Genomic DNA, 18,827 nt, shown 5'->3' on the forward strand with positions numbered 1-18,827 from the left:
CACGCGTTCTCGTCGCGTTGCCATATGCCTAACATTCGATCATGCAAGTCAACTCACCTCGGAGAACAAGCATGATCGATGTACTCAATCCCGCCGACGGCACGCTCGTCGGGCAAGTCGAACATCATTCGGAAGCGCAGGTGCGCGCCGCCATCGACCGCACATGCGCGGCCTTTCCGGCGTGGTCACGCACATTGGCACGCGAACGAAGCGCACTGCTGCGCGCATGGTTCGACCTCGTCAGCGCCGACAAGACCGCGTTCGCCGAACTGATGTGCCGCGAGAACGGCAAGTGCATGTCGGAAGCCTTCGGCGAAATCGACTATGGCCTGGGCTTCGTCGAATGGTACGCGGAGGAAGCGAAACGCGTGTACGGCGATACCATCCCCACGCACGCGAAAGACGCAGCGGTGATCGTCACGAAAGAGCCTGTCGGGCCGGTTGCGTCGATCACGCCGTGGAACTTCCCGTTCATGATGATTACGCGCAAGGTCGCGACCGCGCTCGCGGCGGGTTGCACGATCCTCTTGAAGCCTGCCGAGGAAACGCCGCTGACCGCGTACAAGCTGCTCGAATACGCGCGCCGCGCCGGCATTCCGGAAGGCGTGTTCGAAATGGTGACGGGCGACCCCGTTCAGATCGGCAAACTCATCACCGACGATCCGCGCATTCGCAAGATCTCGTTCACGGGTTCGACCGCGGTCGGCAAGCTGCTCGCCGCGCAGTGCGCCGGCACGCTGAAGAAAATGACGATGGAACTCGGCGGCAACGCGCCCTTCATCGTCTTCGACGATGCCGATCTCGACGAAGCCGCGAAAGCGCTCGTGTCCGCGAAGCTGCGCAACAGCGGACAGGTCTGCATTTCGCCGAACCGCGTGTATGTGCAGGCGAGCATCCACGATGCGTTCGTTCAGCGCGTCAAGGCGCTCGTCGAAGCGATCCCGGTCGATCAAGGGCTGCAGGACCGGTTTGTCGTCGGTCCGCTGATCAATCGTGCGGCCATCGACAAGGTCGGCAAGCTCGTCGACGATTCGCGCGAACGCGGCGCCAAGGCCGTGCTCGGCGGACATGCGCACGCGAAAGGCGGACTCTTCTATGCGCCCACGATTCTCGTCGATGTCGCGGACGATATGCCGATCGCATCGACCGAAATCTTCGGTCCCGTCTTTCCGATCTATCGCTTCTCGACCGAAGCAGAAGTCATCGCACGCAGCAACGACAGCGAATATGGACTCGTCGCCTATGCGTTCACGCGCGATCTGGGCCGCTCGTTCCGGCTGTCGCGCAACATCGAGGCGGGCATGGTGATTCTGAATTCCGGCTCGGTCGGCACGGCTTCGGTGCCGTTCGGCGGCGTGAAGCAATCCGGTTACGGACGCGAAGGCAGTCATCATGGAATCGAGGAATATGTGCATGTGAAATACACGCTGATGGCCGGTCTCGCCTGAACCACGCGAGGCGCGGCATCGCGATGCCGCGCTTCGTGTCATCGCCGATTCAACGTACCGGCAATTGAGCCGTGTCGGCAGGGCTCGCGCACTGCACTTCGTAATGACGCTGACGAATGAGCCGATCCTGCCGCAGTCCCCAAAAATAGGTAACGGCAAGGCAGGGCAACAGCGAAACGATCGAATACCCGACGCCCGCAAGCGGGTTGCCCGTGAGATTGACGAGCGAAAGACTGATGAGCGGAAGAAACCCGCCGAACAGCACATTGCCGAGTTGTTGCGACAATCCGAAGCCCGTGGTCCTGCTTTGCGGTGGAAAACATTCGGCGATAAACGCGGGCAGCGGCGCCATGATCATCGCGGTCAACACGGCGAGCAGCGCGACGAGCAGCGTCACCGTGACCCAGCCGCCCGCGAGCGCATTCGTCCTGATGCCCGCGAATGCCGGATACGCTGCGACTATCCAGAGCACGATGCCGATCAGCATCACGCGCGCCCGGCCGATCGCATCGGACAGACGGCCGAACGCCGGATAAAGCGGCGCGGCCACGACGATAGCGACGCCAAGGCAGAGATTCGCGCGCGACGGATCGACCTTCAACACGTTCTGCAGGAAGTACAGCATGTAGACGATCGACGTATAAAGCGATACCGACGTTCCGCCTTGCGCGCCGAACATCGCGACGAGAATCGCCTTCCACGACGTCGCGCTCGACAACGTGTCCTGCAGCGGCGATTTCGACAGACGGCCCGCCTCTTTCATCTCCGCGAACACGGGCGTTTCCTTCATGCCGAGCCGGATCCATGTCGCCACCGCGACGATCGGCGCCGAGATCAGGAACGGGACGCGCCAGCCCCACGATTCGAATGCGGCTGCATCGAGCGCGAACTTCAGCGCCGACACGATAGCGAGCGCGAGCAAAAGGCCGAGGCTCGCGGTGCTTTGCAGCACGCTCGTCGCCATGCCTTTGCGGCCCGCGGGCGCATGCTCCATGACGTAGACGACCGCGGAGCCATATTCGCCGCCGAGCGCGATGCCCTGCACCACGCGCAGCGCGATGAGGCCGATCGGCGCAAGCAGGCCGGCCATCGCGTAGGTCGGCAGACAGCCGATGCCCACCGTCGCGATACCCATGATCGCGAGCGTGATGACGAAGGTCTTCTTGCGTCCGATGCGGTCGGCCATCGGGCTGAAGATGATCGTGCCGAGCGGCCGCGCGACATACGCGATGCCGAACGTGGCGACGCCCGCCATCGCGGCGACCGTGCGATCCGTCGATGGCAGGAACAAGTGCGTCAGCGTCGATGTCAGCGCGACGTAGACGAAGAAATCGTAGTACTCGAGCATCGTGCCGAGGCTCGATGTCGCGATGATCCGCAGCATGCCGGGCTTTGAATGTCGCGCGCCGGAAGTCGTGGACATGGTCGTCTCCTGTGATTCAGTTCGTGAGGCCCCGCGCGATCGACGCAGTGGCCGTAAGGCGCATCACATGTGCGTGCGCTTCTTCGCCGCTTGCTGCGCGAGAAACCGGTCGACAGCCTCCTTGTGCTCGCGGCCGCACAACAGAATGGCCTGCATGCTCGCCGCCATTTCGAGCGTCGTTTCAAGCGATGCATCGGCCGCTTCGCGCACGAGCCGCTTCGCCATGCGCAGTGCAGTCGGCGGGCTGTGCGCGATGCGTTTCGCCAGCGACAACGCTTCGGTGTCGAGCGCATCCTCCGGCACGACCTTCGAGACGATGCCGAGCTTGAGCGCCGCTTCAGCATCGATGAACTCGCTGGTCAGCGTCAGTTCGAGCGCCTTCGCATAGCCGACGATGCGCGCGAGAAACCACGATCCGCCGATGCCCGACACAAGTCCCAGCCGCAAGAAGCTCTCTGCGAAAACGGCTTTCGTGCTCGCCACGCGGATATCGCACATCAACGCGAGATCGCAGCCCGCTCCGACTGCGGCGCCATTGACCGCGCATACCGAAGGCACATCGAGACCGCTCAATGCGCGCGTGATCCGGTGCAAGCTGCGATGCAAGCGGTCGCGCACGTCTTCGACGCTGCCGCTCATCAGATCGCTGCCGCTTTGCATGTCCTTCACGTTGCCACCCGTGCAGAAATGCCGCGACGACGAACGCAGCAGGACGCAATGCATGTCGCGCCGGTCGTTGATCTCTTCGAGCGCATCCGACAGCGCCTCTGTCATCGCGACGTTCAGCGCGTTGCCGTCGCTTGCGCTGTTGAGCGTGAGCACGAGCACGCCGTCGTCGAGGGATGACTCGACGAGCGAACCCGAATCGTTTGAATAAGCTGACACGACAAAGTCTCCTGATAGTTTCGCCGGCAACTACCGGTTCTGGAATGCGGCCTGACGACGTTCGAGAAACGCGGCCATGCCTTCTTTCTGATCGGCGAGCGCAAAGCCCGCATGAAATAGCCTTCGCTCGAACAACAGACCTTCCGACAGCGAGGACTCGAACGCACGATTGACGGCTTCCTTGATCGCGACGATCACCGGCAGCGAATGACGCGCGATCTGCTCGCCGACGCGCATCGCTTCGTCGATCAAGCGCTCGCGAGCGACGACCATCGACACGAGTCCATATGCCAATGCCTCGCTTGCGTTGAAGGATTCGCCGGTCAGGCACGCGAGCATCGCGGTCGATTTGCCCACCGCGCGCGGCAGACGCTGCGTGCCGCCCGCGCCCGGCACGATGCCGAGCTTGATTTCGGGCTGGCCGAAGAGCGCATCGTCCGCGGCGATGACGATGTCGCACATCATCGCCAGTTCGCAGCCGCCGCCGAGCGCATAGCCGCCTACCGCAGCGATGATCGGCTTGCGGGCCATGCGGATGCGGTCCCAGCTTCGTCCGATGTAGTCATCCGAGAATGCGCTCGCGTAATCGAGCTTCGACATCGCGACGATGTCGGCGCCGGCGGCGAAGGCCTTGTCGGACCCTGTCAGAACGATTGCGTGAATTTGCGGATCGGCTTCGTTGCGCAGCAGGACGTCGATGAGCTGATCCATCAACGCGTCGGTCAGCGGATTGAGCGGGTTATCCGACGCGAGACGCACGAGCGCGACCTGGCCGCGTCGTTCGCTCCGTATCATCGCGGCGCTCATGCGCTCACCTTGCGGTCTTCATCGCAGGTCTCGCGCGTTGCGCGGCCCAGGCGGATCACGCCCGCGTTCAGCAGTTCCGCGATCTCGCTTTGGGCGAAGCCGTATCGCTCCAGCATCTGCAGCGTGTGCTGGCCCGTCAGCGGCGCTGGCACGTCGGGCACGCTTGCGCGGTCGGATGGACCGAGCGCGAAGCCGTGCGTACGCATGATTCCCGCGACCGGATGATCGATCGTCTGCGCCAGTCCGCATTCGGCGTATTCCGCCGTTTCGATGACATCGCCGTAGGTTGCGACGGGCGAACACAGAATGTCCCGCGCTGCGAGCCGTTCCATCCACTCCGCGGTCGGGCGTTCGACGAAACGCGCCGCGAGCATGTGATGCAGCGCCTTGCGATGGCGCACGCGATCGTCGTTGGTGGCGAAGCGCGGATCCGCTGCGAGTGCGGACGATGCGAGCACCTCGCACAGCGCGCGCCATCGTTCCGGATGATAGGCGACGACCATCATCCAGCCGTCCTGCGTCGCGAACGCTTCGTTCGGGCACGCATAAGGCGCGGCGCTGCCGGTTTTTTCCGGCTCGCGGCCGGACGCGAAATACGCAGCGAAGCCGATCTGCTGCAGCATCAGCGTCGCGTTGTAGAGACTCACGTCGAGATGCTGGGCACCGCCGCCCGCGCGAACCTGATGCAGCGCGCCGAGAATCGCGATCGATGCGAGATAGCCGCCCATCATGTCGGCAACGGGAATCGGGACTTTCAGCGGCTCGGCGTTCGTCGTGCCGAGCGTGCTCATCAGACCGCTGACAGCCTGGATCACGCCATCGACGCCCGGCCGCTTGCGATTCGCGCCCGTCTGACCGAAGGCGGAGATCGAGCAGTAGACGAGCCGGGGATTCAACTGACGCAGTGCGTCGAAGTCGAGTCCCATCGATGCCATCACGCCCGGCCGAAAGTTTTCGACGAGCACGTCGGCCTCGCGCAACATGCGGCGAACGGCTTCGCGCCCCGCGTCGGTTTTCAGATCGATCGCGACGCTGTACTTGTTGCGGTTGACGCTGATGAAGGCCGGGCTTTCACCGCTGATCCACGGCGGGCCGATGCGCCGCCCGATCTCGCCGTCGGGCGGCTCGATCTTGACGACGTGCGCGCCGAGATCGGCGAGCGTCATCGAGCAGACCGGACCGGCGAGGACATGCGAGAAATCGATCACCCGCACGCCGTTGAGGCTGTCTCTTGGCATTTGTGATTGTCCTGTCTCGTGACTCGTCACCGCGACGAATCATGCCGACGAGAATAGGTACTCACCGGCCTTCCGGACAATCGACAATTTAGAAACGAGCCTTTGACTTTTTGTTAAAGGGTCGGCGATTCGTGAGCGCTATTCGTTGAGCAACGAGTGCAGCCATCGGCGGAAAATCTTCAGTGCATCGGATTGCGGACGCGCCGTCGGCCACGCGAAGTAGTACGTGTGATTGCCGCGGTCCAGCTCGAATGAAAACGGAGCGACGAGCAGACCGCTTTCGAGTTCGCTGCGCACCAGCGCCTTCTGCGCGATCGCGACGCCGTGCCCTTCGATCGCTGCCTGATACGCGAGCAGCGACGTTTCGTAGCGCATCTCGCGGCGTCGCCCGCTCAATGGAAGGCCCGCAGCCTTCAGCCACAAGGTCCAGTCTTCAGGGCGTGCGAGCGTGTGCAGAAGCGTTTCGCCCTGTAACTGCGAGCGCGCCTTGACCTGTCTCGACGGCGCGGCGACAGGCACCAGTTCGTTCGCGATCAGACGTTGCACGCGCAGACCGGGCCACTTGCCGTCGCCTAGCTGAATGCCGGCGTCGATATCCTCACGCGCGAAATTGAGCGGAGCCGGTGATGTCGTCAGTTGCACGTCGATGTTTTCATGCAGCCGATGAAAGCTCGCGAGACGCGGAATCAGCCAGCGCACCGCGAATGTGGCGGGCGAGCGGATCTTGAGCACGCGGGCGCGCCGTTCCGACGAACGCAGACTGTCGGTGGCTTCGCGCAGCGCTGCGAAGAGCGGCATCAACTCCGCCAGATACCGCGCACCCGCCGAGGTCAGCTCAAGCCGTCCTTTCACACGCTCGAACAGATCGACGCCCAGATAGGCTTCGAGCGTGCGTACCTGCCGGCTGACGGCGGCGGGCGTCACGGCCAATTCGTCGGCGGCCTTGGAAATACTCAGCAGGCGTCCGGTCGCCTCGAACGCCCGGGTCGGATTCAACGGGGGAAGCAGTGCGCGACGTTCCATAGCCTGTCCGTGTGGAAGCATGTCGGGATTGTGGCGCGAAAATGGTCGAGGTTCGGTAGGCGGCCACTCGCCGGATAGTTGAATACTGAAGCGCCGCCGGTATCGACTGCCGCTCGATCATCGTGAGCAAAGCCGCTTTCCTGTGCCGACAAGGCCGCCCCGCAGCGCATATTCCGTTCCCGGAGAACGGGATAACAATCCTTTAACGGTGTTGCTAATCGATTAATTAAAATCAATCTTCTGACGATTGATCCGGTGGAGACGCGCGCCTAGACTGAAATCATTGAAGGCAACGAAAGCCTTGGAGACATCAAGGCCTAAAAAGATGAGCACCTTCGAAATCCAAGAAAGCATTCGAGAGATCAATCTTTCCTATCTCATCCTGGCGCAGCGAATCTTGCGCGAGGACCGCGCGATCGGCATGTTTCGCCTCGGGCTATCCGCCGAGGTTGCCGATCTGCTGATGAGCCTCTCGCTGCCCCAAGTCGTGAAGCTCGCCTCTTCCGATCAGCTGTTATGCGCGTTCCGCTTCAACGATCACATGCTGCTCTCCGCGCTGACGCAACCTCCGAAGCACGCCGACATCGCTTCGACGCATGCTGCCGTTCTATTGGCAGGTCAGCCCGTCAAACTGCTGATCTAAGGCGCCGTCCTCCATGAACCTCATTGCAAAGAAAAGCCTGACCGAAGAAGCGCAAGAGGTGTTTCGCGCAGTCGCGCTCATCGAACTCGGTGCGCGCATGCAGGTCCTCGAAAGCGAACTCACGCTCTCGCGCGAACGTCTCATCCGTCTTTATCGTGAAGTGCGAGGCGTGTCGCCGCCAAAGGGAATGCTGCCTTTCTCCGCGGACTGGTACATGCCGTGGCTTTCGAACATTCACGCGTCGCTATTCTTCAACACTTATCTGTTCCTCAAGAACGAAGCGAGCTGCTCGCACCTCGATGCGCTGACCAAAGGATATCGGCTGTATCTGGAGCACTGCACGCGCAACGACGCCGAACCGGTGCTCGACCTGACGCGCGCCTGGACGCTCGTGCGTTTCTTCGAGGCGGAGATGCTGCAATTGACGCCCTGCTGCCGCTGCACCGGCAAGTTCGTCGCGCACAAGCATGACTTGCAGCACGGCGTCGTGTGCGGCGCCTGCCAGCCGCCGTCGCGTGCGGGCAAGACGAGGAAAGCGGCGGCACGCGCGGCCGTTCAGGCTTTTGCGTCGGTGACTGACGAGAATGTCATCGATCCGGCCGCGCTACCCATCTCCGCTGAAGCAGCTTGAGCCGTATGTTCAATCGCTTCGGGAGTCGTGATTCAGCGAATGCGCGTTCCATACTTTCCCGATCAACCACTGGAACAGCGAGTGGCCTTGTTCGTGCTCGGCGGGCATCGGAGTCGCGAGCTTGCCGAGCTTATCCTGCCGATACGCCAGAAGCTCGCACATTTGCTTCGCTACTTCCGGATGATCTTTGAGAAACGACGTCATGTCGTCCTTGGCCAGCTGAAATAGAACCGATGGCGTGAGCGTCGAGATCGATACTTGCATCGCGATTCCGGCGAGCAATCCCGCTTCCCCGAATGCTTCGCCCGGCCCGATGCGAGCAACCTCGCGAGCGCCTGCCGCTTCGACGACCGCGACCGAGAGCACGCCCGAATGCACGATCGACAAGCTATCGGGCACGGTGTCGGGCGCCAGGATCTGATGATTCGCCTGATATTCGTGTCGCGACAAACGCTTCGCGAGCCGCGTTATTTCCTCGCCTGAAAGGCTGTCGAACAAGTCGACGCGTCTTAACAAGGCTTCTTTTTCATCTCTCGATGCAAGCGCGGGCGCCGCTACGCCCAGCGCGCGCCATGCCACGCCAGCCGCGGTGAGATGGCGGTAGCAGAGGTCGAAGAGCTCGTTGCATACGGCGAGCTTTTTGTTCATGTCGTCGACGAAGGCCACCACTTCATACTGGACCGAGTTCGTCGTCGTGCGCTTCATGCGCGCGTATGGGGCCGGCGTCGCGAGAATCAGATTACAACCGGTAAGCGCGCGCCCGAGTCCGTCCAGCACGGTCTTCGGCCGCGCCTCGGGTTCGATCTCGAGGACGATCGATATGCCGTGGACGTCGCCCGGTCTGCTGTTATTGGTGATTTTCGCCTTCGCCGCGACAGCGTTGGGGACGATGAGCGTATTGCCTTGCCCCGTCAACAGATGTGTCGCGCGCCAGTTCATCTCGACGACCTTGCCCTCGACGTCGTCGATCGTCACCCAGTCACCTATCGCGTAGGGTTCCGTCGTGTTGATGACGATGCCCGCGAATACATCGCTGAGCGTGCTCTGGATAGCGAGGCCCAGCACGATCGCCAGTGCGCCCGATGTCGCAACGAGGCCGCGTACCGGCAGTTCGAGCACGAAGCCAAGCGCCGCCACGGCCGCCGCGAGAAACACCACGGCACCGAAAACGTCCGAGAACAGCCGCTGTTTTCTCCAGGCGCGTGGAAGCAGCAGCGTGTCGAGTGAGAGCGTGAGCAGGCGCGCGCCCATCAACCACCAGATGATTTCGAGAATTTGCCCCGCCCAGTGCAATTCGACGACGTCGGCGAACGGCGCCTGCGTGAACGGACTCAGACCCGACGAAAAGAGTACCCAGCTCAACAGAAAAAAGAGCGCGAGCCGTATGAAGAGCCGGGCCAGGTCATTGTCGGGCAATCGCGCGCGCCACACGATCACGTCGATTGCGACGATGCCGAAGCCCAGAAGCAAGGGGTATTTCACGGATGCTCCTCTCGAGGAACGACTTCGAGAGAATACACATTTGCTGGCAACGCGCGCTAGCCACGGCTCGCACGCCGATGCGTCACAGGCGCTTCGGCGCCTCGTACCACTTCGGATGAAATGCCTTCACGAGCGGACCATCCGTACGAAGCGCGTGACAGCCGTCGAGCTGGAACGGCCGCATGGTGCCGCTCGCGTTGATTTCCTCGCTCATCGTCTGAAATGCGGCGGTGGCCACCGCGCCGATGAGTTCGGTCAGATGCGTGCAGCCGCGCAAGCCGCCGAACACGTTTCTGATTTCGCGCATGAAGCCCGGCGCGAGCTTCATGCCTTCGAGCTTGCGATAGTCGGGCGCGATCGTTTCGCAATGGCCGACATACGGCACGATGATCGATTCGGCCTTCGCCTCGCGGATGACGAAATCGACGCCGATGGTCATGCGCAGCATCATCTCGTGCACCGGATCGCCCGCCTTGACGATCACGCCATGGGAATCGCGATCGTATGACTTCGTGTCGCGCAGATGGCCTTCGATGTCGTAGAGGCCATCCGCGCGTCTGAAGCCTTGCAGCGTGATCTGGCGCGTGTGCAGCGGCACTCGATCCATCGTCACAGCGTGCTCGCGAGATCCGGCACGACCGAGAACAGATCGCCGACGAGACCGTAATCGGCGACGCTGAAGATCGGCGCTTCGGGGTCTTTGTTGATGGCGACGATGACCTTCGAGTCTTTCATGCCGGCCAAGTGCTGAATCGCGCCCGAGATGCCGACTGCAACGTACAGTTGCGGCGCGACGATCTTGCCGGTTTGACCGACCTGAAAGTCGTTCGGGACATAGCCGGCATCGACTGCCGCGCGCGATGCGCCCAGCGCCGCGCCGAGTTTGTCGGCGAGCGGTTCTAGCGTCTTCGTGTAGTTCTCGCCGCTGCCCAGACCACGGCCACCCGACACGATGATGTGCGCGCTCGTCAGTTCCGGACGATCGAGCTTCGTCACTTCACGGCTCACGAACTGCGAGATGCCTGCATCGGTTGCGGCTTCGATCTTTTCGACCGATGCGCTGCCGCCTTCCGCCGCAACCGGATCGAAGCCCGTCGCGCGAACGGTGATGACCTTGATCGGATCGCTCGATTGAACCGTGGCGATGGCGTTGCCTGCGTAGATTGGGCGTTCGAAAGTATCGGCGCTATCGACGGCGGTGATGTCGCTGATTTGCGCGACATCCAAGTGTGCAGCGATACGCGGCGCGATGTTCTTACCGTACGCGGTCGCCGGAGCCAGAATGTGCGAATAATCCTTCGCGATGTTCAACACCGTAGCTTCGACGTTCTCCGCCAAGCCTTCAGCGAGTTGCGGCGCATCGGCGAGGAGCACTTTCGAAACGCCCGCGAGCTTCGCCGCCGCATCCGCCGCGCCCTGCGCGTTCGAGCCCGCGATCAGCACATGCACATCGCCACCAATCTTCGATGCCGCCGCAACCGTGTTCAGCGTCGCTGCCTTGATCGACGCATTGTCGTGTTCTGCAATTACGAGAATCGTCATGTTCAGATCACCTTCGCTTCGGTTTTCAGTTTTTCGACCAGCGTCTTCACGTCGGGCACGGTGATGCCCGCGCTGCGCTTCGGTGGCTCGACGACTTTCAGCGTCTTGAGACGCGGCGCGACATCGACGCCGAGATCGGCGGGCTTCACCGTCGTCAGCGGCTTCTTCTTCGCCTTCATGATGTTCGGCAGCGTCACATAGCGCGGCTCGTTCAGGCGCAGGTCTGTCGTGATTACCGCGGGCAGCTTCAACAAAAGCGTCTCGGCGCCGCCATCGACCTCACGCGATACAGTCGCTCTACCATCGGCGATAACGACCTTCGATGCGAACGTCGCTTGCGGCAAACCCGTCAATGCAGCAAGCATCTGACCGGTCTGATTCGAATCGTCATCGATAGCCTGCTTGCCGAGGATCACGAGTTCAGGCTTCTCCTGATCGACCAATGCCTTCAACAGCTTCGCCACCGCCAACGGCTGCAATTCCTCTGCGCTTTCGATCAGCACAGCGCGATCCGCACCGATAGCCAACGCCGTCCGCAACGTCTCCTGACATTGCGTAACACCACACGACACGGCGATCACTTCCGTAGCGACGCCCGCTTCCTTCAATCGCACCGCTTCCTCAACAGCGATTTCATCGAACGGGTTCATCGACATCTTCACGTTCGCGATATCGACACCCGTGTTATCCGATTTCACGCGGACCTTCACGTTGTAATCGACGACGCGCTTCACTGGAACCAATATCTTCATTCGGTTGTTCTCCGTTGAACCGCGTTCACGCGGCTTGAATTCTTCGCGCGCGATCGACGATCGGCTTGTCGACCAGTTTCCCGTCCACCGAGATCGCGCCGCGCGGATTCGCTTCCAGCGCAGCGAGCACGCGTGCCGCCCATTCGCGTTCGGCGGCGCTCGGTGCGAAGCCGTCATTCACGGCGTCCACCTGCTTCGGATGAATGCATAGCTTGCCGCCGAAACCGAAGCGGCGCGCATCGAGCACGTCGGCGTTGATCGCGTCGAGGTCGCCCGTCGCGAGCGTTACGCCGTCGATCGGCGGCGGCAGGCCCGCAAACCGCGACTCGATCACGAACTGCGAACGCACATAGTCCAGTTCGCGCCCGGTGCCGTCGATGCCCGCGTCCACGCCGAAATCGAACGAGCCGAACGCGAGCCGCGCAACGCGCCCGCATTGCGCGATCTCGCGCATACGCACCACGCCCGCAACGCTCTCAACCAGCGCGATCAACTCGACGTCATCGGCGCAACGTGCCGCGATATCCGCGAGTTGCGCCGCATCTTCGGCCTTCGGCACCATCACGGCGCGCACGTTCGCCGCGCGAATCATCGCGACGTCTTCTTCGTGCCATGGCGTACCGAAAGCGTTGACGCGAATCACGACGCGCTCATGCGTCTCACGTAACCAATGCGCGATCTGCGCGCGAGCTTGCGCCTTGGCATCGACGGCCACGGCATCTTCCAGATCGATGACCACGCGATGCGCGTGCGTCGCCAATGCCTTGTCGAACCGTTCCGGACGATCGCCCGGAACGAACAGAAAACTGCGTGCAATCATGCGGATTTCCTCGAATGCGTCAGGTGCCGCTCCAGCCGCGCTGGAACGTCTCCGAATAACTGAAGCGGTCGGCGGGATGAATGCTGACCGCCGCTTCGACGATCTCGCCGCGCTTGTTGAAGTAGCGGCGCGACAGCCATAGCGCGGGCGAACGCGCCTTCGCGTTGACGAGACGCGCGATGTTCGCGGGCAGCGCCACCGCGCGAATCTCCTGCTCCACGCGCGCGATCTGCTCGCCGAACTGACGCTCGATCATCGTGAAGATCGGCGTGTGTGGATCATCCTCGATGCCTGTCAGCGAACGAAACGCCGGCTGGATATAGACCTCGGTATGACAGATCGGATCGACGCTCTCCGGCGAACGACGAATGCCTTCGAGACGCAACCACGTTTCGCCGGGCTTCGCCTGCAACATCTTGCAGAGCGACGCATCGCTCACTTCGACGGTCTCTTTCTTCAGGACCTCGAGCGCGGTATCGGCGGAATAGCGATGCAGGTCGCTCAACTGCTGCATGACCTGCCGATAGCTGCCTTCCGAATTCACGGCCTTGACGGTCGTGCCGATGCCCGCCTGCCGCACGACCATGCCGAGCTGCACGAGCTGCTTGACTGCCTCGCGCACGGTCGAGCGGCTCGCGCCGAACTGCTCGCAGAGTTCGAATTCGGTGGGAATGGTGGAGCCCACCGGAAAGCGCCCGCTCTGTATTTCGTTAATGAGCGTCTGCGCCAATTGCAGATAGCGCGGCTGCTGACCGAGCACGTTGACCATCTTTTGCACGCACGATGAAGGATTGACGGAGGGATCCGCCTGTCGCGCGACATCATCCGGTGCGAGCATCGTCATTGCACCGCACCGCTCTCGCGCAACCGGGCGATCCGACCAGCATCGTAACCGAGTTCGGCGAAAAGCCTCGCGTTGTCCTGTCCCAGTTCGGGCGCCGAACGCGCGGGCAAGGTCTCGTTCACGCGAACCGGCGCCGCCACGTTGCGCACCTTGCCGAAGCGCGGATGCTCCGCTTCGGTCACGCCTTGCCGCTCCGCGACGAACGGATTGTCGAGCGCCTGCTTGATGTCGTACACCGGCGCGGCGGGCACGCGTCCGCCCAGACGTGCGAGCCATTCGGCGGTCGTCGCGCGCGAAAGCGCCGCATCGAGTTCCTGTTCGACGAGATCGCGATTCGCGAGCCGCGCCTTGAAATTGCAGAAGCGTTCATCGGTGATCCACGAAGGCTTGTCGAGTATCTCCGCCAGCACGCCCCAGAACTTTTCCTTGTTGCACATCAGGAAGATCCAGCCGTCCTTCGTCTTGTACAGCTGGCTCGGCGTCAGCGACGGATGCGCGGAGCGCCGGTCCCGTCCTGTCACCGTGCCGCCGTTCAGATACCAAGTGCCGACATACGCGAGGTTATGCAGCGCGACATCGAAGAGACTCGTGTCCATGTCGCGGCCGATGCCCGTCGTGCGCGCCTGCACGAGACCCGCGAGCAGCGCCATCGCGGCGGTGGTGCCCGTCATCAGATCGATGATCGACAGACCGAAGCGCGCCGGCGGACTGTCCGGCTCGCCAGTGACCGAGAGATAACCCGCTTCCGCCTGCATCAGATAGTCGTAGCCGGGCCACGATGCGCGGCTGCCGGTGCGTCCATATGCCGACAAATGCGCGCATACGATAGCCGGATTCGCGTCCTTCAACTGATCGTAAGTGAGACCCAGCTTCACGGGCAGATCGCCGCGCAGATTGTTGAAGACGGCATCGCTCGACTTGACGAGATCGAGCAGCACGTCGCGCCCTTCGGGCTTCTTCAGATCGAGCGTCAGACTGCACTTGTTGCGATTGAACGCTTCGAAGAAGTGGCTATCGCCTTCGCCGAAAAAATGCGGTCCCACGTTGCGGCCCACATCGCCGCCTTCGCGGAAGTTTTCGATCTTGATGACTTCCGCGCCGAGATCGGCGAGATGTTGGGTCGCGAACGGACCTGCGCCGTATTGTTCTATGGCGACGATGCGTACGCCGGAAAGAGGCAGGCTCATGCAGGGTTCCTCGCAATCAGCATCTTGGCGATGATCAGGCGTTGCATCTCGTTGGTGCCTTCGCCGATGGTCAGAAGCGGCGCATCGCGATACAGCCGCTCGACGTTGTATTCCTTCGAATAGCCATACGCGCCATGAATGCGCATTGCTTCCATGCTGTTCTCGACAGCCGCTTCGGTTGCGAAGTACTTCGCCATGCCCGCTTCCATGTCGCAGCGCAGACCTTTGTCGTATGCGCGCGCGGCCGAGTCCGTCAGAAGGCGCGCGGCTTCCACGCGCGTCGCCATTTCGCCGAGCTTGAGCGCAATCGCCTGATGCTCGCAGATCGGCTTGCCGAAGGTCTTGCGCTGCTGCGAATACGCGACCGCTTCATCGAGCGCGGCTTGCGCAACACCGACCCCGCGCGCGGCGACATTGATGCGGCCCAGCTCCAGCCCGCTCAGAATCTGCTTGAGGCCGAGCCCTTCCTGCCCGCCGATCACGCTCGACACCGGCACGCGAAAATCGGTGAACGTAAGCTCGCACGTATCGATGCCCTTATAGCCGAGCTTTTGCAACTGACGGCTCACTTCGAAGCCCGGTCCCTTCTCGACGATCAGAAGGCTCATGCCCTTGTGACGCGGCTGCGCTTCCGGATCGGTCTTCACGAGCAGCGCGAGGATGTTGCCGTACTTGCTGTTCGTGATCCACGTCTTGCTGCCGTTGACGACATAGTGATCGCCGTCGCGCCTCGCGACCGTGCGGATCGCCTGGAGGTCCGTGCCGCAATCCGGTTCGGTCAGGCCGATGCCGCCGCGCAACTCGCCCGTCGCCATGCGCGGCAGGAACTCGCGCTTCTGCGCTTCGGTGCCGTTGCGCTGGATCGTCATCGCCATGATGAGATGCGAATTGATGATGCCGCTCACCGACATCCATACCGCGGAAATGCGATCGACGATCTTCGCGTACGTCGAAGTCGTGAGACCGAGGCCGCCGTACTCGGGCGAGATCAGGCAGCCGAAGAGTCCCATGTCCTTCATCTTCTCGACGATCTCGTGCGGATACTCGTCCTTCGCATCGAGTTCGTGCACGTAGGGTTTCACTTCCGTCTTGAGGAAGCGGTCGAGCATGTCGAGAATGAGCGTCTCGTTCTCTTCGTAATTGCTCATGTCCTGCTGTTGATCGGCGTCGATGGTGGCCATTGCTTCTCCTGTATTCGTGTGTACGTCTTATGCGAGCGCTTGCGCAAGCGTGCGCGCCGGTCGCGTGTCGAGCGAGAGCACCGCTTCGCAGATGCGCTCGGCGGCATCGCGCGAAACGTTGCGCTGCGCGTTGTCGAAGAACTTCGCGACGATGTCCTCATTCGTGAGCGGCCTGTCGGACGAGCCGCGATTGATCGACTCGCGATGCGTCAGCATGCGGCCGTCCCGCGTATGGACGATCACTTCGCCGGTGTAGTGACGCGGAAACGTCGAGTCCTGATCCGCTTGGTGCGTGACGCGGGCCGCGACGGCGCGCACGGTTTCATCGGCGAGCGCTTCGGCTTCGAGATCGTCGAGCGTGAAGCGGCCGCGCAACAACCCCGTCGCGACGATGTACGGAATGCTGAACTGCGCGTCATAGCTGTTCGACGGCCTTTGCTTCGGCGCGACCGGCTCGCACACGATGGGAATCGTCGGGCCGGGCACGCGCACGATCACACGCTCGATGTCGTCGGCTTGCAAACCATGTGCGCGATGAAGCGCGATGGCCGCATCCGACGAAGCATGCGTGAAGTGACACGCGGGAATCGGCTTCAACGCAACGCCGTCGATCTCCCATGTCTCGCCGAGGCCCGCCGTTGCGATATCGATATCGCCCGCTTCGAGCGGCGTCTTCATGTAAAGCGCATAGAGACCGAAGCGTCCTTCATAAGCCGCGCCCGGACCGATATAACCATGCTTCGCGAGCGTCGCCGAAGTCGCGCCCGCTACCGCCGCCCATCCCGGATGCAGACGCTTGGTCCACGCGCCGTCCTGCAGGAACTCGAGATTGCCCGATGCCATCGACAGCACGATGCCTTGCGCATGCTGCGCCGCTTCGATCGGCAGACCCAGAAGACGCGCCGCGCCGAGCGCGCATCCGAATGCGCCGACGAGTCCCGTCGGATGAAAGCCCGCGTGATGAAAGCCGCTCTTCGCCGCCGAGCCGACGCGCGTCGATACTTCCATCGCGCAGAGATACGCGGTGAGCAGATCCGCGCCGCTCGCGTTCTCGCGCTCGGCGAGATTGAACGCGACCGGAAACGCGCTCGCCGTCGAGTGGATCACGCCGCGTGCATGCGTGTCGTCGAAGTCGAGGCTGTGAATCAGAAGGCCGTTGAGCAGCATCGCATCGCGCAATGCGAGCTTCTGCGTGTGGCCGAACACCGTCGCTTCGCCGCTGCCGAGCTCCTGCATCGCGGCGAGCGTCGAGGTCGCGTACGGCAGTTTCAAGGTCGCATAAGCCAGGCCGATGCTGTCGAGAATCAGATGCTTCGCGCGCTCGCGCACGCTTTGCGGCACGTCGCTCAATTGCAGATGCGTCGAAAACGATGCAAGGCGTTGCGATACGGTTTGCGCCTGCTGCATGTCGTTGCGTGCGTTCATCGCGTGGCTCCCTGATGGTTGAGCGGCAGATCGTCTGCGTTGGCTTCTTCATCGGGCGAGACTTCTTCCAGCGAGAACTGGTTCGCATCCACGCCGAGACTCAGCACGGCGATCACGAGCAGGATCAGAACGCCCGCGACCATGCCGAGCACGCCGAACAGCCCGAGTTGCGCATACAGGATCACGGCGGCATACGACGTGAGCATCGACGCGATACGTCCGCACACGCCCGCCACGCCGGTGCCGCGCAGGCGCAGCGCGGTCGGGAAGAGCTCGGGCACGTAGCCGAAGAGACCCAGCGTGACGATGCCGAAGATGCAACTGACGAGCGTGAAGCCGACGATGGCGATCGCCGCGTTGGCCGTCATCTGCGGATAGACGAAGCCCAGCACGATCGCGATGACGCTATAGAACACGAGACCTTTCGCGCGTCCGAGGCGGTCGGCGGTGAGGTAGCCGAGCACTGCGCCGAACGGTGCGCCGAACGACATCAGCGTCGTGAAGCCGAGCGACGTGACAATATCGCGCCCTTCGTGGACGAAGAACGTCGGCAGCCACGCGACGAAGCCGTACACCGCGACGTTCACCGCGATCGCCGTCAATGCGGCCGTCAGCGTGCGTCCGATCATGCCGCGGCGAAACAGCGCCGACAGCGGCGCGCGCGGCACTTCGAGATTCTGCGTGCGCGCACAGTCGGGCAGCGGTCCCTTCTGATGCGCGACTTCCGCTTCGATCGCGCTCACGGTGTCCTCGGCTTCCTGCGTGCGTCCGACCGATTCGAGCCAGCGCGGCGATTCCGGCATGCGATGACGCAGCGCCCATACGATCACCGCGCCGATGCCCGCGATGCCGAACATCCAGCGCCAGCCGAGATGCGGAATCACCACGTAACCGACACTCGTCGCGAGCACGAGACCCGAATTGACGATGAGACCGAGCAGCGAAATCCAGCGTCCGCGATACGCGGGCGGAATGAACTCGCACAACGTGCCCGCCGCGACGACCAGCTCCGCGCCCAGCCCGATGCCCATGACGAAGCGCGCGCCGATCAGCCACTGGATATTCGGTGCGAACGCGGCGACGAAGGACATCAAACCGAAGAGCGCGAGATTGAACTGATACGACGAGCGGCGTCCGAAGCGATCGCCGAGATAGCCGGACAAGCCCGCGCCGATCACCATGCCGAAAAAGCCCGACGACACGAACAATGCGTTGAGCTGCATCGTCGAGAAACCCGCCTTGAGCATCGCGGCGGATACGCCGCCCGCGAGATAGACGTCGAACGCGTCGAGGCACGCGCCCGCGCTGATGAGGCCCAGAATCTTCCAGTGAAAACGCGACATCGGCAGCCGGTCCAGCCGGGCGCCCGAGCTAACGTAATGACTCACAGTTGTCTCCAGTACTGTGACGATGAACCGTCTCGCCGCCGTGCGCCGATGCATCGATGCAATCGAACGGTCTTGTATGCGAAACGGAAACGGGACGCCGGCGCGCGA

At 62.5% G+C, this 18,827-nt stretch carries 18 protein-coding genes; 3 read left to right on the plus strand and 15 right to left on the minus strand.

Annotated elements, in window-relative coordinates:
• The first annotated feature begins 71 nt into the window (after nucleotides 1–71).
• Nucleotides 72–1,448, plus strand: coding sequence for an NAD-dependent succinate-semialdehyde dehydrogenase (locus LDZ23_RS27075; protein ID WP_008346868.1), 1,377 nt, complete (start codon nucleotides 72–74; stop codon nucleotides 1,446–1,448).
• 49 nt (nucleotides 1,449–1,497) lie between these two features.
• Here the strand turns inward: LDZ23_RS27075 and LDZ23_RS27080 are convergent, their stop codons facing one another.
• The 5 genes from LDZ23_RS27080 to LDZ23_RS27100 form a co-directional block, all read right to left on the minus strand.
• The gene (locus LDZ23_RS27080) at nucleotides 1,498–2,871 is read right to left on the minus strand and encodes an MFS transporter (protein WP_008346869.1); all 1,374 of its coding nucleotides are present in this window, start codon (nucleotides 2,869–2,871) and stop codon (nucleotides 1,498–1,500) included.
• Between the two features lie 63 nt (nucleotides 2,872–2,934).
• Nucleotides 2,935–3,756, minus strand: a complete 822-nt coding sequence (locus LDZ23_RS27085) for an enoyl-CoA hydratase-related protein (RefSeq protein WP_008346870.1) — start codon at nucleotides 3,754–3,756, stop codon at nucleotides 2,935–2,937.
• A gap of 30 nt (nucleotides 3,757–3,786) precedes the next feature.
• The gene (locus LDZ23_RS27090; RefSeq protein ID WP_008346871.1) at nucleotides 3,787–4,563 is read right to left on the minus strand and encodes an enoyl-CoA hydratase-related protein; all 777 of its coding nucleotides are present in this window, start codon (nucleotides 4,561–4,563) and stop codon (nucleotides 3,787–3,789) included.
• Complete coding sequence (locus LDZ23_RS27095) at nucleotides 4,560–5,801, minus strand: CaiB/BaiF CoA transferase family protein (protein ID WP_008346872.1); 1,242 nt, start codon at nucleotides 5,799–5,801, stop codon at nucleotides 4,560–4,562. The genes LDZ23_RS27090 and LDZ23_RS27095 overlap by 4 nt, the downstream gene beginning before the upstream one ends.
• A 138-nt stretch (nucleotides 5,802–5,939) precedes the next feature.
• The gene (locus LDZ23_RS27100) at nucleotides 5,940–6,824 is read right to left on the minus strand and encodes a LysR substrate-binding domain-containing protein (protein WP_008346873.1); all 885 of its coding nucleotides are present in this window, start codon (nucleotides 6,822–6,824) and stop codon (nucleotides 5,940–5,942) included.
• Between the two features lie 325 nt (nucleotides 6,825–7,149).
• Between LDZ23_RS27100 and flhD the strand changes: the two genes are divergently transcribed.
• Nucleotides 7,150–7,467 carry a flagellar transcriptional regulator FlhD gene (flhD, locus tag LDZ23_RS27105; RefSeq protein ID WP_008346874.1) on the plus strand — a complete coding sequence of 106 codons (318 nt, stop codon included), beginning with the start codon at nucleotides 7,150–7,152 and terminating at the stop codon, nucleotides 7,465–7,467.
• Nucleotides 7,468–7,489: 22 nt separating this feature from the next.
• Nucleotides 7,490–8,098 carry a flagellar transcriptional regulator FlhC gene (flhC, locus tag LDZ23_RS27110; protein WP_033535835.1) on the plus strand — a complete coding sequence of 203 codons (609 nt, stop codon included), beginning with the start codon at nucleotides 7,490–7,492 and terminating at the stop codon, nucleotides 8,096–8,098.
• Nucleotides 8,099–8,107: 9 nt separating this feature from the next.
• Here flhC and LDZ23_RS27115 read toward each other — a convergent pair whose 3' ends face one another.
• From LDZ23_RS27115 to LDZ23_RS27160, 10 genes are all read right to left on the minus strand, one after another.
• Nucleotides 8,108–9,580, minus strand: a complete 1,473-nt coding sequence (locus LDZ23_RS27115) for a mechanosensitive ion channel family protein (protein ID WP_033535811.1) — start codon at nucleotides 9,578–9,580, stop codon at nucleotides 8,108–8,110.
• 82 nt (nucleotides 9,581–9,662) lie between these two features.
• Complete coding sequence (locus LDZ23_RS27120; RefSeq protein ID WP_008346878.1) at nucleotides 9,663–10,187, minus strand: DUF2889 domain-containing protein; 525 nt, start codon at nucleotides 10,185–10,187, stop codon at nucleotides 9,663–9,665.
• 2 nt (nucleotides 10,188–10,189) lie between these two features.
• A complete protein-coding gene (locus LDZ23_RS27125) occupies nucleotides 10,190–11,122 on the minus strand; it encodes an electron transfer flavoprotein subunit alpha/FixB family protein (RefSeq protein WP_008346880.1) in 933 nt (310 codons plus the stop codon).
• 2 nt (nucleotides 11,123–11,124) lie between these two features.
• The gene (locus tag LDZ23_RS27130) at nucleotides 11,125–11,874 is read right to left on the minus strand and encodes an electron transfer flavoprotein subunit beta/FixA family protein (protein ID WP_008346882.1); all 750 of its coding nucleotides are present in this window, start codon (nucleotides 11,872–11,874) and stop codon (nucleotides 11,125–11,127) included.
• A gap of 25 nt (nucleotides 11,875–11,899) precedes the next feature.
• Nucleotides 11,900–12,694: an HpcH/HpaI aldolase/citrate lyase family protein gene (locus tag LDZ23_RS27135; RefSeq protein ID WP_008346884.1), complete on the minus strand. Its 795-nt coding sequence runs from the start codon at nucleotides 12,692–12,694 to the stop codon at nucleotides 11,900–11,902.
• Between the two features lie 19 nt (nucleotides 12,695–12,713).
• Entirely contained in the window at nucleotides 12,714–13,463 is a 750-nt protein-coding gene (locus LDZ23_RS27140; protein ID WP_051078976.1) for a GntR family transcriptional regulator, read from the minus strand.
• Nucleotides 13,464–13,534: 71 nt separating this feature from the next.
• Complete coding sequence (locus LDZ23_RS27145) at nucleotides 13,535–14,725, minus strand: CaiB/BaiF CoA transferase family protein (RefSeq protein WP_008346888.1); 1,191 nt, start codon at nucleotides 14,723–14,725, stop codon at nucleotides 13,535–13,537.
• Nucleotides 14,722–15,906 (minus strand): acyl-CoA dehydrogenase family protein, encoded by a 1,185-nt coding sequence (locus tag LDZ23_RS27150; protein WP_008346890.1) that lies wholly within the window; start codon nucleotides 15,904–15,906, stop codon nucleotides 14,722–14,724. The genes LDZ23_RS27145 and LDZ23_RS27150 overlap by 4 nt, the downstream gene beginning before the upstream one ends.
• A 27-nt stretch (nucleotides 15,907–15,933) precedes the next feature.
• Nucleotides 15,934–17,331 (minus strand): MmgE/PrpD family protein, encoded by a 1,398-nt coding sequence (locus LDZ23_RS27155; protein WP_008346892.1) that lies wholly within the window; start codon nucleotides 17,329–17,331, stop codon nucleotides 15,934–15,936.
• Nucleotides 17,328–18,674, minus strand: coding sequence for an MFS transporter (locus tag LDZ23_RS27160; RefSeq protein WP_008346894.1), 1,347 nt, complete (start codon nucleotides 18,672–18,674; stop codon nucleotides 17,328–17,330). Before LDZ23_RS27160 ends, LDZ23_RS27155 begins: the two co-directional genes overlap by 4 nt.
• Nucleotides 18,675–18,827 lie beyond the last annotated feature (153 nt).

The sequence above is a fragment of the Caballeronia zhejiangensis genome (assembly GCF_022879815.1).
GTDB classification, from domain to species: domain Bacteria; phylum Pseudomonadota; class Gammaproteobacteria; order Burkholderiales; family Burkholderiaceae; genus Caballeronia; species Caballeronia zhejiangensis.